The sequence below is a fragment of the Nitrogeniibacter aestuarii genome (assembly GCF_017309585.1).
Classification (GTDB): Bacteria; Pseudomonadota; Gammaproteobacteria; order Burkholderiales; family Rhodocyclaceae; genus Nitrogeniibacter; species Nitrogeniibacter aestuarii.
The window spans coordinates 3,425,831-3,441,186 of sequence record NZ_CP071321.1; the positions used below are offsets into that span (position 1 = coordinate 3,425,831).

Here is a 15,356-nt window from a genome sequence, read left to right on the forward strand (position 1 = left end):
CCGTCTGCCCCAGACGCCTGAAATTTAAGTTCTTTGCCCAAACTGACGTAAATCGGGATATCAGCTCTCAGGCCATGGTCATGCTGCGCTTCGATAAGCCACTTCAGTCTCTCGACGCCTACGTCAACTGCTTCTCTCAGGAGCCCATTCCGGTGCTCAAGCGCACCGTGCAGCAGCTCGCCGCCCTGCAGGAGAACGAAGACCGGATCGGCGGCAAGCAGCTCGCCTCGGTCGTACTGAGCGACCCACTGATGACACTCAAGCTGCTCAGCCACCTCGAGCAACACCGGCGCGCGTCTCAGAACCACGACATCACCACGATTGATCGCGCAGTCATGATGATCGGCATCACGCCTTTCTTTCGCATCTTTGCCGACATGCCCACGCTCGAATCGCGCCTTGCCGACGTACCGACAGCGCTCGTGGGAGCCCTCCGGGTGATTGCGCGCGCCCGGCGAGCGTCACACTACGCCCGGGACTGGGCCATTCTTCGCCACGATCTGGATGTTGAGGAAATCACCATTGCCGCGCTGCTGCACGACACGGCCGATGTGCTCTTCTGGTCTTTCGCACCACAACTGACGCAGCGCGTGTACGACATGCTGCGGCGCGACCGCGGCATGCGCAGCGCGCTGGCCCAACGCGAGGTCTTCGGCTTCAGCGCAAACGAAATCCAGCTGGCGCTGGCCAAGGCCTGGCGCATGCCGGATCTGCTGATCACACTCATGAACGGCGCAGACACCAACAATCCTCGCGTGCGCACGGTTCAACTGGCCAACGCCCTGGCACGACACAATGCCAAGGGCTGGCAGAATCCGGCCATTCCGGACGACCTCGAGGCCATTTCAGCCCTGCTGAAAGTCAATCGCAGCCAACTGGTCAAGCACCTGGCGATTCCGCAGGAAGATGCAGAACGGTTGCTTCCGCCTGACGCAGAAACATGACCGATCGTGTCGTGACACTGTCATCACGCCTGACACGCCGGTAAAATCCTGAAACCAACCACTGTCGGAACTCGCCCATGTCCGTGAGCCTGATCGTTTTCCTCGCCATCGCCATTGCCGTCCTTGCCTATGCGGTGGTGATCTACAACAACCTGGTTCGCCTCAAGCACAATATTGCCAAGGCATGGGCCAACATCGACGTACTGCTCAAACAGCGCCATGACGAGCTGCCCAAACTGGTCGAGGTGTGCCGCCAGTACAAGCAGTTTGAAGAAACCACCCTCTCCCGGGTCATCGAGGCGCGCAGCAAGGTCTCCGATGCACGCGCGCGGCGCGACGTCCCGGCGCTGGGCGAAGCTGAGGGCATGCTTCGCATGGGGCTGGGTCAGCTGTTCGCCGTCGCTGAGGCCTATCCCGAACTCAAGGCCAACGAACATTTCATGCAGCTGCAGACACGCATCAGCTCGCTGGAAAATGCCATCGCCGACCGTCGCGAGATGTATAACGAAAGCGTCAACGTGCACAACGTGCGCATCGAACAGTTCCCCGACGTCATCGTGGCCCGCATGTTCGGCTACAGCGAAAAACCCTTGCTCGAGTTTTCAACGGCAGAAAAGGCTGACGTGGATCTGAAGGCCCTGTTCAACGACTGAGGCCATCATGCTCGTCTCGTTGCGCCCCGATAACACCGGGGTGTTTCTCATCACAGCCGCCGGTGTCACCTTCCTCTTCGGGCTCAAGGTGTTTGACGGCCTGTCGATCTGGGCGCTCGGCCCCACCGCACTGATCGGGCTGGTCGGCTGGCTTCGGTCCATTCACCACTCCCGGCTCATACTGGACACCCCCACCTCGCGCGTGGCCTCGGCCGCGCAGGGCTACACCGAACTGTATGGCCACGGCGAACCACTCGACGGCACGCCGCTACTCTCACCACTCAATGGCCTGCCCCTGCTCTGGTATCGCCTCATTATCGAGGAGCGCGAAGGCGAAAAATGGGTTCAGAAAACCGACACCCAGAGTGACGCTTCTTTTTTGCTCCACGACGGCACCGGCACGTGTGCGGTGGACCCGACCGGCGCGGAAATGCTCGTCCACCGCAAAGATGTGGAGGTGCGCGGCGACACCCGATACACCCAGTGGTCGTTCATCAAGCACGATCCCATCTACGTCATTGGCGAATTCGGTACGTTGGGCAGCATCGACCCCACCCACGACACTGCAGCGCAAGTGCGCGAATTGCTTGCCTACTGGAAAGAGGATAAAGCCGCTTTGCTCGCGCGGTTCGACGCAAACGGCGACGGCGAAATCGATGTCGAAGAATGGGAGCAGGCCCGCGCTGAGGCCAAGCGCGAAGTAAGGCAACGACAAGCCGAACTGCATTCAGCGTCGGAAGCGCACATCATGCGCCACCCCGGCGACCGCCGACTCTATCTGATCTCGGACCTCGACCCGTCCCAACTGGGCAAACGCTACCAGATGTGGGGCTGGATCTTCCTCGCCGTCACCCTCGTGGCTTTCGCGCTGATCATCAAGCACGTTTCGCCCTGAGACCCCATCTCAGGTGCCGGCCTTGGTCTCCAGCTCTTCCCAACGCATCATGGCGGCGTCCATGGCCTCGGCCACTTCATCGAGCTTTGCCTTGAGTTCGGCCACCTGCTCCGGCGCAGCCTGATACAAGGCGGGGTCGGCCAGACGCGTCTGCAGGCTGGCTTCTTCTGCCTCAAGCGCACTGATCTTGTCCGGCAAGGCATTCAACTCGCGCTGCTCGTTGTATGACAACTTCTTGGCAGCGGGGGCGCTCTTGGGTTTTTCCTTGGGCGCAGAGGCCGGCTTCGGCTCCGGGCGCTTTTCCGGCGTACGCGAGCGCACGCGCAACCAGTCTTCATAGCCACCCGCGTACTCGCCCCAGCACCCGTCACCCTCAGCCGCAATCACTTGGGTCACCGTATTGTCGAGAAACGCCCGGTCGTGGCTGACCAGAAACAGCGTGCCCTCATACTCGTTCAGCAGGGCTTCGAGCAGATCAAGGGTTTCGATGTCCAGATCGTTGGTGGGCTCATCAAGCACCAGCAAGTTGGCCGGTTGCGCAAACAGCCGAGCCAGCAAGAGCCGGTTGCGCTCTCCACCGGAAAGCGATTTCACCGGCGAGCGCGCCCGCTGGGGCGCAAAGAGAAACTCGCCCAGATAGCCAATCACGTGCTTACGCTCGTTGCCAATCTGCACGAACTCGGACCCGGGGCTGATGACCTCGGCCAGGGTCGCCTCCGGATCGAGCTGTGCGCGCAACTGATCGAAATAGGCCACCTGCTGCCGCGTACCGCGACGCACCGTGCCGCTGTCGGGTTCGATTTCGCCCAGAATCAACTTGAGTAACGTCGTCTTGCCGGCCCCGTTCGGGCCGATGAATCCGATCCGGTCGCCACGCAGAATACGCGTTGAAAAATCGCGCACGACGGTCTTGCCGTCATAGGCCTTCGTGACATCGGTCAGCTCAGCCACCATCTTGCCCGACGCCTCACCCCGCTCGAGTGCCAAGGAGACATTTCCAAGCCGATCCCGACGGGCCGCCCGCTCGCGGCGCAGCGACTCGAGTCGCCTCACACGGCCTTCGTTGCGGGTGCGTCTCGCCTCGATGCCCTTGCGAATCCACACTTCTTCCTGCGCCAGCAACTTGTCGAAGCGCGCATTGGCTTTGGCCTCGGCCTCAAGCTGTTCCGCCTTCTTGCGCTGATAGTCGGTGAAATTTCCATCGAAGCTCGCCAGCTGGCCGCGATCGAGTTCCACGATGCGGGTTGCCACATGGTCGAGAAACACCCGGTCGTGGGTAATGAGTATCACCGCACCGTTAAAACCCTTGATGAGTTCTTCCAGCCACAGGATACCGTCCAGATCCAGGTGGTTGGTCGGCTCGTCGAGCAGCAGCAGCTCCGGCTCACCCACAATGGCGCGAGCCAGTGCCACCCGCTTGATGCCTCCGCCTGACAGGGCTTGCGTGGGCATATCGCCGTTCAGGCCAAGCTTGTCGAGCATGGCTTCGACCCGCTGGTTCAGACGCCAGGCATCGGCCGCTTCCACCTCGTGCTGCAAGCGCTCCAGCTCTGCCATGGCGGCGTCAGAGGCATCCGTCGCCACCCGGTGCAGCGCTTCGTGATAGGCCTTCAGCACAGCGGCCACATCGCCCAGTCCGTCTGCCACCACGTCGAACACAGAACGCGCCAGGTCGAAATCGGCCTCCTGAGGCACATAGGCGATGCGAATATCCGACGCCCGCCAGATCGTCCCGTCATCGAGCGCGGCCTGCCCGATGATCGCCTTGAGCAGGCTCGACTTGCCTGAACCATTACGCCCGATCAGCGCCACCCGCTCCCCTGGATCGAGTTGAAAGTCCGCGTGATCGAGCAAGGCCACGTGCCCGAAAGCCAGGCATGCGCTGTCGACAGAAATCAGGGGCATGAGAAAATCCGCAGAAGCAAAAGCCGAATTCTAACGCGCCACGTCCCACGCCACCCACTGGACAGCATTTCGCGGTAGACTCCTGCCTCGCCCGTGCAACGCGGGCCGGCCTCTCCGTAGTTCAATGGATAGAACGAGCGCCTCCTAAGCGCTAGATGCAGGTTCGATTCCTGCCGGGGAGACCAGCGCTTGCTGCTTACCCTGTCTCCATCCGTACCACGCTCGCTGAATGTCGCCATCCAGACCCTGCCGTCTCGCGCGACATTCATCACGGCTATCAGCGATTGATTTCCGTCACGCTCATACGCTCGTGTGAATTATTCCAATGTCGTTATTGGAACAACTGTTTAACATGCGCGCCTTGTTACTTTTTATTACAAGGCATCTCGATGCTGCAACACTGCGGTTCTTATCGACACCTCGCGCTCACGTGCCTGAGCTGCCTGGCGTTTCCCATTGCAGCATATGCCGCGACCGATCCGGCAAACCGTCTGCTCGATGAGCAACGCAACGCCGCGCGACTTGAGCAACTGAGTTCGCCTGCGCCCGCCTCCATTCCGGCGGCGCCTGCGCTTGATGCCGACCCTCAGAGCGTCCCGGAACTTGGCCCTGTCATACCGAACCCGACCGTGCGCGTCATCACAAACGACCTGATCCCCCAGGCCATCGTCGACGACACGCTCGCCCCATATGCCTCACTCGAGCTTGGCAAGGAACGTCTCACCTTATTGATTCGGCAACTCACGGCACGCCTGGTCGAGGCTGGCTGGGTGACCAGCCGGGCTGCGGTGACAGGTCTGAACCAGCGTGAAGGCACTGTCGACATCGAACTCATCCCGGGGCGCATCGAATCCATGCGTGCCGACGCGCTCTCCAAATCGGCGCTCGAACGCGCCATGCCCCTCTCCGAGGGCGACGTACTCTCGATTGAGGCACTTGAACAGGGTCTTCAACAGATCAACCGACTGCGCATGTTTGATGCGCGCATCAAGATCCTGCCCGGTAGCGCGGCCTTTTCCGATATCGTGGATCTGAACATGAATCCCGGCCGCAACTGGCGCGTGAGCGTCGGGATCGACAATCAGGGCCAACAGAGCACCGGCACCGGGCGGGCACGCATCCAGGCACACACCGAGAACACATTCGGCCTGCTCGAAGACATTCAACTGGCCTACTTGCGTAGCGAGCGCAGCGAGGTGCTGCTTGGTTCCATCGCTCTCCCCGACGGTTTCAACACCTGGTCAGCTACCGTCTCGGCCTCCCGCTCGTCCATCCCCTTGCACGGTTTCGAGTACGAGACCCATTCGAGCACCATCGCCCTGGGCTTCAATCGGGTACTCCGCCTCAACCGGGAGGGACGCGACGCTTTTGATCTGACTTTGCTTCGCGCACGCTCGGCACGGCGCTATGGGCCCATTGACCTGAAGACCGACCGAACGACCGTCATTCGTGCCGCCTGGACCCGTCTGACCCGCGGCGCACGTTCCCAGTTCTACGTCGAACCGGCCATCGCTGTAGGGCTCGCCGCCCTGGGCGCGATCAAAGACGAATCAGACCTCGACAAAACCGACACCCATCACCAGTTCATCAAGTACGGCATCAACGCAGGCGCAGTAGCCATCCTGAATGCTTCGACCGAGTATGCCGCTCAACTGCAGGCGCAGCGCTCTCACCTAAGTCTAGCCGGTCTGGAACAGATGTCGCTTGGCGGCTTGGCTTCAGTGCGTGGCTTCCGTGACGCGTCACTATCGGGCGATACCGGATACGCCTTGCGCCAGGAACTGCGCTTTACCGGCGCCATCAGCGCGGCATCCGCTCTCACGCCATACACCCATCTGGACGTCGGCACCGTATGGCTCACCGGCGCCACGCGCCGCAGCCTTTCCAGCCTTGGGGCTGGCGTGCGGTACAGCGCCGACGGCCTTATTGCCGAGGCAGTGATATCGGCACCGCTTCGCCGCACACCCCTGAACGACGACCACAGCTGGCGCCTCCATGCCCAGCTCGCCTACGAATTCTGATTGTCGAGAACCTCATCATGAAACGTCTCATCCTGCTGCTCACCACCATCTATTCCCTTTGTGCTCACGCATCACCGCCGGCCGCCACAGTCAACGGCGTCGAGATTCCTCAGTCGGCGATTGATGCAGCGCTCGCTCACGCCGTTCAGGAAGGCGCCGAGGCATCCAGTGCCCTGCGCAATCAGCTGCGCGATCAACTGATTGCCGAGGAACTGATGTGGCAAAAGGCCAAAGCCGCAGGGCTGGACAACACACTACCCACCCGGGAAGCGATTGAGCGTGCGCGCCGACAAGCAGCAATTGCCGCTCTGGTTGCGCAGCACATCAAACCACGCCCCCCTACCGAACAAGCCTTGCGCGCCCGGTATGCCGACATTGTCTCCCGTCTGGGTAAAGAAGAATTTCGTCTGAGCCTCATTCAAGCCACCGACGAGAAGGCGGTACATGACGCGGCCCGCCGTATTGCCAAGGGAGAAGAATTTGCGGCCCTCGCGCGCACTGTCTCCGAGGTGCCTTCGGCTGCACGTGGCGGCGAGCTTGACTGGGTGTCTTTCAAGCAACCCGCTCAGGCTGGCAACACCAACGGCCTGCCCATCGAACTGGCCCGTGCGGTCAGCACGATGCAGCCGGGCCAGGTCTCGGCCCCAATCGCCCTGGGCGATAGCTGGGCAATCATCCGCCTGGACAGCCGCCGCAACACCCTCGTGCCAGATTTCGACGCTGTACGCCAAACGCTGACTGACGCTTTCGTCGCCCAGTCCATACAGGCACAGACCAAGGACTTTGTCGTCCAGTTGATGCGCAATGCCAGCATCAAGGTCAATGACTGAGCGGAGTCCATCATGATCAAGCACCTTGCCATCAGGTCGCGCTCGCCGCTCACCTTTCTGCGGCGCATCCGTCGCCCCGTCGCCACCGCAGTCCTGACCACATTCGTACTTTCGCCTTACGGCGCGCTGGCCGGCGCCGTCCCCGACATCACAGCCCCAGCCCAGCATCAGGCGGATGTCAGCATCAACGCCGGTGTCGAGGTCGTCAATATTGCCGCTCCAGACGCGAACGGACTGTCACACAACAAGTGGCAGCAGTTCGATGTGCCGACTGCCGGCATGGTACTCAACAACGCCACTAGTGCCGCCGCAAGCCAGCTTGTGGGCAACATTCAAGCCAACCCGAACCTGGGCAATACCGCCGCCAGCACCATCCTCAACGAGGTCACCAGCAACAATCCGTCTTCACTGTTAGGCCCGCTTGAAGTGGCCGGCCAGTCAGCACGGCTCATCATTGCCAACCCCAATGGCATCACCTGTGACGGATGCGGGTTTATCAATACGCCGCATGTCACGCTCACGACCGGGACACCCACCCTTGAAAGTAACGGACTCCGCCATGCCGTCATCGGCGGCAAAGTCGCCTTCACCGGCACCGGTTTGCAGGACCTGGCTGCGCGGCTCGACGTGTTTTCCCGATACATCGACGTTGCGGCTCCGATCAGCATGGAGGGTGATCTTCACCTCGTCGGCGGCCGATTCGACATCTCCCAAAATTTTTCCGGATCCACAACGAGCACTTCAAGCCCCGCACCGGCCCCCGCCCTCCCCTCAGGGCCGAGCTTTGGCGGATTGGGCGCGCAGGAATCGCTGCCGCCCGATCTGACCCTGAGCGACATCGGCAAGCAAAGCGCCGGGCCGTGGAGCGACACACCGACGCTTGCCTCCATCGATATCGGGCAGAGCGTGGCGGCAGGGACGATCTCCCTTGTGTCGCGTGGCACCCGTGACCGGGGCCTCGTTGCCGGCGCAAACGTCTCCGCGACTGAGGATCTCAACATATACGCATCCAACTTCAGCCAGAGCGCGGGCACTTTGAATGCAGCCCGAGACATGCGTTTCCCGACGATGAGCACGGTCAGCCGCCTTGTGGTTGGCAGAAACCTCACCCTTGGCGGCACGGACGGACGCGTTGCCGCAGGCGGCTCCATTCAAGTCGGAGAAGACATCTTTGCCTTGTTCATGGGATACGAGTCCGGGTCACTGACCAATGAAGGCGTGATTCGCGCGGGCGGCAATGCCCACGTCTCGAGCACCATGATCACCAACCATGGCGTTATCGAGACGGGCGGAGATCTCAAGCTCGTCGGGCAGCTGGAAAACGATGGCCGGATCACAGCCGGAAACGATCTGAGCGTCAGAATCAAATCCAACACGGGCGAGATCTTCGCCACCAGAGATGCACTCGTCAGTGGCTTTGGCCCGGTCCGTGCCGGGCGAGACCTGATTCTCACGGGCACGCCGCTCCCCTACAACTTTGACTCCTCTCAAATCAGCGACTTCTTCGCCGGACAGGACATCTACCTGACACAAAGCCTGGTGGCCTCTGTTGCCTATGACGCAGCACCGTCGGTTTCCATCGAACTCATCAAAAGCAGTGTGCTCGAGGCAACGCCCTATCAGGCAGACATCTTCAATTTCAATCGACTCGTCGCCAACCGTGACATCGTTGTCCTGACAAACGGACAATTCACCAACGGAAACGCCCTCTTGGCAGGGCGCGACATCCGCATCAAGGCCACGGAAGTCGTTAACACCCCGAACATCACGACGAAGCACGAAGAACATCGCTACACCGGCGAACGGCTGTGCATCGACGGCATCACCACCAACTGTATCTCCCCGGTGCACGCGCCACCGTCCCCTGAACCCTACCGGGGCTGCATCACCAATTACCGCGGAGTTTGCACCGCCGATGTGGACCAACTGCGCACGCGCGCCGACATGGCAGCAGGACGCGACCTGATCGTCGACACCCAGGCCTTCAGCAACCGGGGCGCCAATGTCACGGCCGGGCGAAACATCGACATCGCCACGAACGAATTCACCAACAGTGATCGCAGCTACGGCATCGACTGGCAAGCGCAATGGTCTGACGCCCCCCTGATGCAACATTCGTCCGCCACCTGCACGTCTAACTGCTCGTCGGCCATCGACTGGTCTCGCTCGAGCAGCGGACACATTCACCTGGGCACACTCAGCAGTGCCATTCAGGCCGGCGGCACCTTCAGCGTCGACAGCTTCCCCCGCAGTGGTACCCCCACCACACAATCCAACGGGAGCACAGCCGCAGGCTTGCCTGCGTCACCCAATCCGGCGCCATCGAGTTTCATCAACACCGGCAGAATCAGTGCAGAAAACCTGCTGATCCGCGCGGACACCATCCGCAACGGTCTGGACGTGCGGCGCGACTACTACCGACGCATCGGCGCACCGAGCCTGCCACCGTCGGTCATATCCTTGTCACGCTATGCCAACGTCCCTAGCTTGAGCCCCAATCCGGCCGCCGCTTACCAGCCCGAACTGCTCATGCAGGTCGTGCCCCCAGCACTGGCCAGCTCGCAGCCCTTTGCACTCTCCGGCGCACAAGAACTGGCCGCCATCCGCAATGCCCTTCTCGCCACCACCGGACAAGCGTGGATTCTCCCCGGCCTCACCTGGGATCCGGTCACTGGCCAATCTCCGGAGCAGCAACAACAAGCCATTCTGGCCGCCAATGGCGCCTCTTTTGCCATCGAACACGGCATCGCCTACGGCACCCCGCTCAGTGCCAGCCAACAGGCCCAGCTCACAGCCCCCGTCCTCTGGTACACAACTGCTGGCGGCAGACTCACCCCAACCATCTACCTGCCCGAAATCTGGCAACAGCAGCTGATTCAATATGAAGGCGGCTCCCTGCAGGGCGAGGTCGCCATCGCCTTGCAAGCCGATCGCATCAACAACACCGGCTTCGTCATCTCCGACGGTCTCATCACGATTGATGCCAATCAACTCAGCAACCAGAAACGAAACGCCTACTACTACGAAAAGCGCAAGGTCAAGGGCGGCAAGCTCATCATCAAGGGCGACACCGTCCAGCCCGGCGGTTTCATGCAGGCCGCGCAGTGGGATCTGAACGCCGACCGCATCTACTCACGCTCGGGCGACTTTATCGTCACCGGCAGCACCGCAGCCGAAACCCGGCAGCTGACCAGCGCTTTCGAGGCGCAGATTCGCGCGGAGCTGGGTGACGCCTTCACATATGAAGTCGCCAAGGATCGGCTCAAGACAAAGTTCAAGGCAAAGGGTGGTGGGCTCAACATCGTTGCCATGGTCGCAGCCGTCGTTCTTTCGGTCGTGCTCACACCGGCGATTTCGGCCGCTATTGGCTCAATGGCAGGTGCGACGGCCGGCACCATGGCCGGCATGACAGGCGCCTCCCTGACCACCGCCGGCCTGGGTAATGCCGTACTCACCAGCGCGGTCACAGGCACCCTGAGCAGCGCGGTGGGCCAGAGCATTGCCACCGGTCGCGTAGACTGGGGCTCCGCCTTCAAGAGCGGCGCCGTCGCTGGCGTCACCTACGGGATCACCAACGCCCCCATCCTCGAAGGTGGCGCAACGATCAACAGCCTGGGGCAGGTCAGCACCGCCGTCTCGGGCAACGTGTCCGAAACCTTCGGGTTCGCCAACCCGACCGACCGCCTGATCGCCTCGAGTGCCCGCGCCGTCGTCAACGCTGGCGTCTCCTCCGCCATCAACGGCGGCAGCTTCATCGACGCGCTCAAGAGCAGCTTCATCAACGACATGTCGGCCTACGCCGCCAACGACATCGGCTCTGCCTTCATCGGCAAAGAAGGCTCCCTCGGCCACATGCTCACGCACGGCGTACTCGGCGCCATGTCGGAAGCCGCCCGCGGCGGCGACCCCACCGCCGGGGCCATCGGCGGCATCACCGCTGCCGCCCTAGCCCAACCCCTGGACGACGCGCTGGGTCTGCAAGGCGATGCACGCAACATCGCGCTCACGGCGATCACCATGCTGGCCGGCGGCTACGCGGCCGAAGCGCTCGGGCATGACGGGGTTGCGGCGGCGGGGGTTGCTCAAAATGCGACTGTGAATAATTACCTGAGCCATCGACAGCTTACTGAAGCAAAGGACGAAATGAAGGCGTGTGGGAGCGATGAGGACTGCATCGTCGGCGTCTTCGCAAAGTGGGCAGAAACTAGCGAAATTCAAGACAAGGAGGGCTATCTCGCGTGCATGTCTTCTGTTGAAGAGTGTCGAGCGTACTCTCTCGATCTCAACACCGGAGTCCACGCCCTTCAGGACGAATCGCTATTCGAGCTAGATGGCCCCGCATCCACCTACATGGCAAGACTCGTTCAAATGAACGTGATGGTGGAAGCAACCTGGGCAGAAGCGACCATGCAGCGCTACTTCTCGCAAGGGCTGGATCTGTCGCCGGAGGCGGCAGCGGCGCTTGCCGCGATTGCTTCGGGAGGTGTGCCGATTAAGGGGGCTGGCCGCGCGCAGGGGGCCACCAATTCCTCGTCGGACTACCAAGCCGAAAATATAAATGCAAAATTAGCGTTACGAGCCAAACTGGCCGGCCTCCAAAAAGCGCAATCGACAGCGGCTAGAACAAAATTGCTACCGGACGGCCGGGTTCGCTACTATTCTGAGGAGGTTCCAGCTCGAACAGAAGGACCTACGCGTGGAGCTTCGTTTGTAACGGAATACGATCCGGCCACTGGCGCCACTCGCCAATGGATGGAAAGTTACGATCACACGGGATCAATCATTCGAGTCCATCCCAAAAGCATCAATGGACAACCCGTAGAGTCTCAACATTTCCCGCCCACGGGAGCTGAATTGGAAAGCTGGAAATAGTGTTCACTAGAGCCCTTCTAGCCCACGAGCTAGAAAAATCAATTGCAGATGGCTACGATCCGATAAAGGTTGCAAAAGTTGCGTTCAAAATTTATCAGGATTACGGATTAGAGCTCTCCCCTGATATGGACCGAGCATTATTGACACTGATGGCTATGGAGGAAGGGAAGCAGTTCGAACTAGATGAGAACGAATTTCGGCTCTATATTCATGACTTAAGGAGACTCTGATTATTTATTTTGCATATCACATCTCAGATCAAGATCAATGGGGTCAGATACCGTCTTCTCCCCTACACCCAATGCCATTAAGTTAGCGCACAAAAACACATAAAAACAGTATGTTGCGTTAAAATTGCGGTGTTGCAATGACTCCTTGATGACGACCATGACATTGCAAACCCCGTGCCATATTTGATGCACTCGGCCAGATCAAAGGGGTCAGAGTCATTGATTTTGACCTGCTGGCGCAGCAGGGTTTCGGAGGCCACACTCATCTGACGCTCCAGCGATTCCGCATGCCACCGGGGTCAGATACCGTCTTTCATGCCAAGCGCCGGATGGCAGAAATCAATGACTCTGACCCTGTCGATTGCGCAAGTGGGCGTGTTTGGTACGAAGCAGACATTGGGATGAGCAACACTATGTCGAGAAGGAATCAATCAGGAACTCGGCTGCTGTACTCAAATGATGGATTGCTCTACATAACTACCGACCACTACAAGACGGTGACAAATATTGGTACGTGGAAGTGAGGCGCAAAATCAAAATCGAAATTCTTGGCGACCATATAACCTGCGAGCAGGATTTCCATGTGCAGCTTGCGCAAGCACTAGATGTCCAGAGGTTCTACGGTCACAATCTCGATGCACTATGGGACTTACTCAGTGCGAGTGTTGAACGCCCCATGAAGCTCGTCTGGACAAACTCTGCGATGTCTAAGGCAGTGCTGGGCGATATCTTTGAAAAGATAGTGTCCGTTTTGGAGCGAGTTCGGTTGCAAGACGAACGTTACGGATGGGAGGACAAATTCACATACGATCTCGATTAGCTGGCGCAAAAAATCCAAAAAATCAATGGGGTCAGCAAAAAATCAATGGGGTCAGAGTCATTGATTGTACTGATGCGGTAATCACCTGACAGTTGCCCACCTCGGGGGTGGTCATATGGTCACTGACTGGATTAATAGACGGGTACCCCTACCTGTCGATGACTCAGGAGCGAAACCGTATGACCGCGAACGAAAACGTAGCCCGTCGCAAGCTCAGCCTGCTGGAGCTTGCCCAGGACCTTCGGAACGTGTCGAAGGCATGCACAAACCGATGGGCTATCCGCGCCATCAGTTCTACGGGATCCGGCGCAACGACCAGACCTACGGCTCGGCCGGGCTGCTCGACAAGGTGTCGGGTTGCCGTGGGCCGCACCCGAACCGTATCGCTCAGGAAGTCGAAGACTCGTTTCTGACGAGCCCCCAGCCGGCATACCAGTCAACTGGAAGCCCCCCTTCGCTTGAGGCTGCAACCCATCCACTGTTCGCTATGCTTAGCGAGACTCCAGCAACGCCTTCAGGTACCGCACCGGGATGGCATAACTGATCGCGGATGGATTCGAAAGAATGTTCTCTTTCGTTTCCTTGACCAGTACGGAGTTGAGCACGCCAATTACGTGTCCGGTTTCCGGATCGTAGAGGGGACTGCCGCTGTTGCCTGGGTAGGCGGTCGCGTCGAGTTGATAGACTTCAAAGGTGTTGTTGGCCAGCGCTCGGATCTGCCGTGCATTGAGCTCTCGAACATTGCCACGCGGGATGCTGCTGGGGGTAAGCGCTGAGACGATGCCCCTGTGTGTCACCGGGCGGAACCCGAGGGTATTGCCGATGGGGAATCCGGTAAATGCAACCGACTCGCCCTCCATCGCCGGGCGATCGTCCAGTTCAAGTGCTGGCAACGGCGCTCCGCCCTGCAACTGGAGCACCGAAATATCGTGATCCGGGTCATTGCGCACGCGGACGACCGGTCGCGGAACATACCCGTCGCCCTCGTCCACCACGATGGCGAGCGTTTCCCGACGATCCAGATCAAGTGTCTTGGGCAAGACGTGGGCGTTGGTGGCAATGGTCATGCCATCGCCCACCGCAAATCCGGTCCCTCGGAATTCAAAAGCCGGGCTGCGCGTAGGCTGGTAGGTCCCGACCGCAACAATCGACGGTTTGATTTTCTTGATTGTTGCAGGCAAATCTGCAAGCGCTGGAACGGCCCAGACCAGGACGGCCAGGGCCAACATCAGGCGCCGGCGCCATCCCTGGAAGGGCATGTGTACGCTCCGCTACTGGCTGGCAAGGCGCGTCTGCGCCAGGATGGATGAAGATGGCACGACCCGACTATCGAAGGGATGTGTCTCCACCTGATAATAGCCGATAACCCGCTCCACATAGGCTTGGGTTTCAGCATAGGGCGGTACGCCCTGATAACGTTCGACCGCGCCCTCTCCCGCATTGTAGGCAGCAGCCACCAGGCGGACATCGCCCTCGAAATACGCCAGCAACCATCTCAGATACGCGAGGCCGCCGGCGATATTCTGTCGTGCGTCGAGGGCATTCTGCACATTGAAACGTGCCGCCGTTTCGGGAATCAGTTGCATGACCCCCTGGGCATTCTTGGGCGAAATTGCGGCCGGGTTGAACGCGGACTCGACAGCCGCGATGGCAAGCGCAAAACGCGGCTCGACGCCGAAGCGCGGCGCAAGCTCAATGACGGTGTTGACGACCTGACGCCGCTCGGGCGAAAGACGTGCCATCAACCGGGTCACGACGCCGTCATATCGCTCCCAATCCGGTGCCGTCAGGCAGGCGGGGACGCTACCTGTGTAGTCGCCCGTGTAGCGCTGCATTTTGCTGGCCTGCGGGTGATCGAGCATGGCCGCCATGGCAAACAGGGTGCCGGCATAGGCATCGTCTCGCGGAACGCCACGGGCGTTGGCATACATCCAACCAAGCGAAAACATGGCCTCAGGCGCGCCCAGCCGTGCGGCCTCGCAGTAGCACGCAGCCGCACGTTCCGGGTCGCGTGCCACGCCCTCGCCATGCTCAAAGGCCACACCGGCCGCCAGCAGGTATTGCGCGTGTTGAGCCATGGCCTCGTCAATCTGACGGGGCGTCAATGCGTCACGCGGTGCCGCAACCGCTCCTGCTGTGCCAAGGTGGCACAGCAGGAGCGCGGTGAAGGCATGACGCAATTTCAT

10 protein-coding genes, 1 tRNA gene and 1 pseudogene are annotated in these 15,356 nt (G+C 60.3%); 9 read left to right on the forward strand and 3 right to left on the reverse strand.

Annotated elements, in window-relative coordinates:
* The first annotated feature begins 80 nt into the window (after positions 1-80).
* From J0W34_RS15995 to J0W34_RS16005, 3 genes are all read left to right on the forward strand, one after another.
* The gene (locus tag J0W34_RS15995) at positions 81-944 is read left to right on the forward strand and encodes an HDOD domain-containing protein (RefSeq protein WP_230969441.1); all 864 of its coding nucleotides are present in this window, start codon (positions 81-83) and stop codon (positions 942-944) included.
* Positions 945-1,021: 77 nt separating this feature from the next.
* On the forward strand, positions 1,022-1,597 hold the full coding sequence (locus J0W34_RS16000) for a LemA family protein (RefSeq protein ID WP_230969442.1): 576 nt from the start codon (positions 1,022-1,024) through the stop codon (positions 1,595-1,597).
* Between the two features lie 7 nt (positions 1,598-1,604).
* A complete protein-coding gene (locus tag J0W34_RS16005; protein ID WP_227816451.1) occupies positions 1,605-2,492 on the forward strand; it encodes an EF-hand domain-containing protein in 888 nt (295 codons plus the stop codon).
* Between the two features lie 9 nt (positions 2,493-2,501).
* On the opposite strand, the gene J0W34_RS16010 is transcribed toward J0W34_RS16005, so the two are convergent.
* Entirely contained in the window at positions 2,502-4,397 is a 1,896-nt protein-coding gene (locus J0W34_RS16010) for an ATP-binding cassette domain-containing protein (RefSeq protein ID WP_230969443.1), read from the reverse strand.
* Between the two features lie 110 nt (positions 4,398-4,507).
* Between J0W34_RS16010 and J0W34_RS16015 the strand changes: the two genes are divergently transcribed.
* The 6 genes and pseudogenes from J0W34_RS16015 to J0W34_RS16040 form a co-directional block, all read left to right on the forward strand.
* Positions 4,508-4,582, forward strand: a tRNA-Arg gene (locus tag J0W34_RS16015).
* A 204-nt stretch (positions 4,583-4,786) separates the two neighbouring features.
* On the forward strand, positions 4,787-6,418 hold the full coding sequence (locus J0W34_RS16020; protein WP_230969444.1) for a ShlB/FhaC/HecB family hemolysin secretion/activation protein: 1,632 nt from the start codon (positions 4,787-4,789) through the stop codon (positions 6,416-6,418).
* Positions 6,419-6,435: 17 nt separating this feature from the next.
* Positions 6,436-7,248, forward strand: a complete 813-nt coding sequence (locus J0W34_RS16025; RefSeq protein ID WP_230969445.1) for a peptidyl-prolyl cis-trans isomerase — start codon at positions 6,436-6,438, stop codon at positions 7,246-7,248.
* A 12-nt stretch (positions 7,249-7,260) separates the two neighbouring features.
* Positions 7,261-12,120, forward strand: coding sequence for a two-partner secretion domain-containing protein (locus tag J0W34_RS16030; RefSeq protein WP_230969446.1), 4,860 nt, complete (start codon positions 7,261-7,263; stop codon positions 12,118-12,120).
* Positions 12,121-12,870: 750 nt separating this feature from the next.
* Entirely contained in the window at positions 12,871-13,170 is a 300-nt protein-coding gene (locus tag J0W34_RS22325) for a barstar family protein (protein WP_227816512.1), read from the forward strand.
* Positions 13,171-13,349: 179 nt separating this feature from the next.
* Positions 13,350-13,582, forward strand: a pseudogene (locus tag J0W34_RS16040) (helix-turn-helix domain-containing protein); the annotation flags it as partial.
* A gap of 79 nt (positions 13,583-13,661) precedes the next feature.
* Here J0W34_RS16040 and J0W34_RS16045 read toward each other — a convergent pair.
* Both J0W34_RS16045 and J0W34_RS16050 read right to left on the reverse strand, forming a co-directional pair.
* A complete protein-coding gene (locus J0W34_RS16045) occupies positions 13,662-14,429 on the reverse strand; it encodes a S1 family peptidase (RefSeq protein ID WP_227816446.1) in 768 nt (255 codons plus the stop codon).
* A 12-nt stretch (positions 14,430-14,441) separates the two neighbouring features.
* The gene (locus tag J0W34_RS16050) at positions 14,442-15,356 is read right to left on the reverse strand and encodes a transglycosylase SLT domain-containing protein (RefSeq protein ID WP_230969447.1); all 915 of its coding nucleotides are present in this window, start codon (positions 15,354-15,356) and stop codon (positions 14,442-14,444) included.

Bases quoted from the DNA above. Each gene is read 5' to 3' on its own strand.
- J0W34_RS16030 (WP_230969446.1), top strand. From the start codon at position 7,261: ATGATCAAGCACCTTGCCATCAGGTCGCGCTCGCCGCTCACCTTTCTG.
- J0W34_RS16025 (WP_230969445.1), top strand. From the start codon at position 6,436: ATGAAACGTCTCATCCTGCTGCTCACCACCATCTATTCCCTTTGTGCT.
- J0W34_RS16005 (WP_227816451.1), top strand. From the start codon at position 1,605: ATGCTCGTCTCGTTGCGCCCCGATAACACCGGGGTGTTTCTCATCACA.
- J0W34_RS16045 (WP_227816446.1), bottom strand. From the start codon at position 14,429: ATGCCCTTCCAGGGATGGCGCCGGCGCCTGATGTTGGCCCTGGCCGTC.
- J0W34_RS16020 (WP_230969444.1), top strand. From the start codon at position 4,787: ATGCTGCAACACTGCGGTTCTTATCGACACCTCGCGCTCACGTGCCTG.
- J0W34_RS16000 (WP_230969442.1), top strand. From the start codon at position 1,022: ATGTCCGTGAGCCTGATCGTTTTCCTCGCCATCGCCATTGCCGTCCTT.
- J0W34_RS16050 (WP_230969447.1), bottom strand. From the start codon at position 15,356: ATGAAATTGCGTCATGCCTTCACCGCGCTCCTGCTGTGCCACCTTGGC.
- J0W34_RS15995 (WP_230969441.1), top strand. From the start codon at position 81: ATGCTGCGCTTCGATAAGCCACTTCAGTCTCTCGACGCCTACGTCAAC.
- J0W34_RS16010 (WP_230969443.1), bottom strand. From the start codon at position 4,397: ATGCCCCTGATTTCTGTCGACAGCGCATGCCTGGCTTTCGGGCACGTG.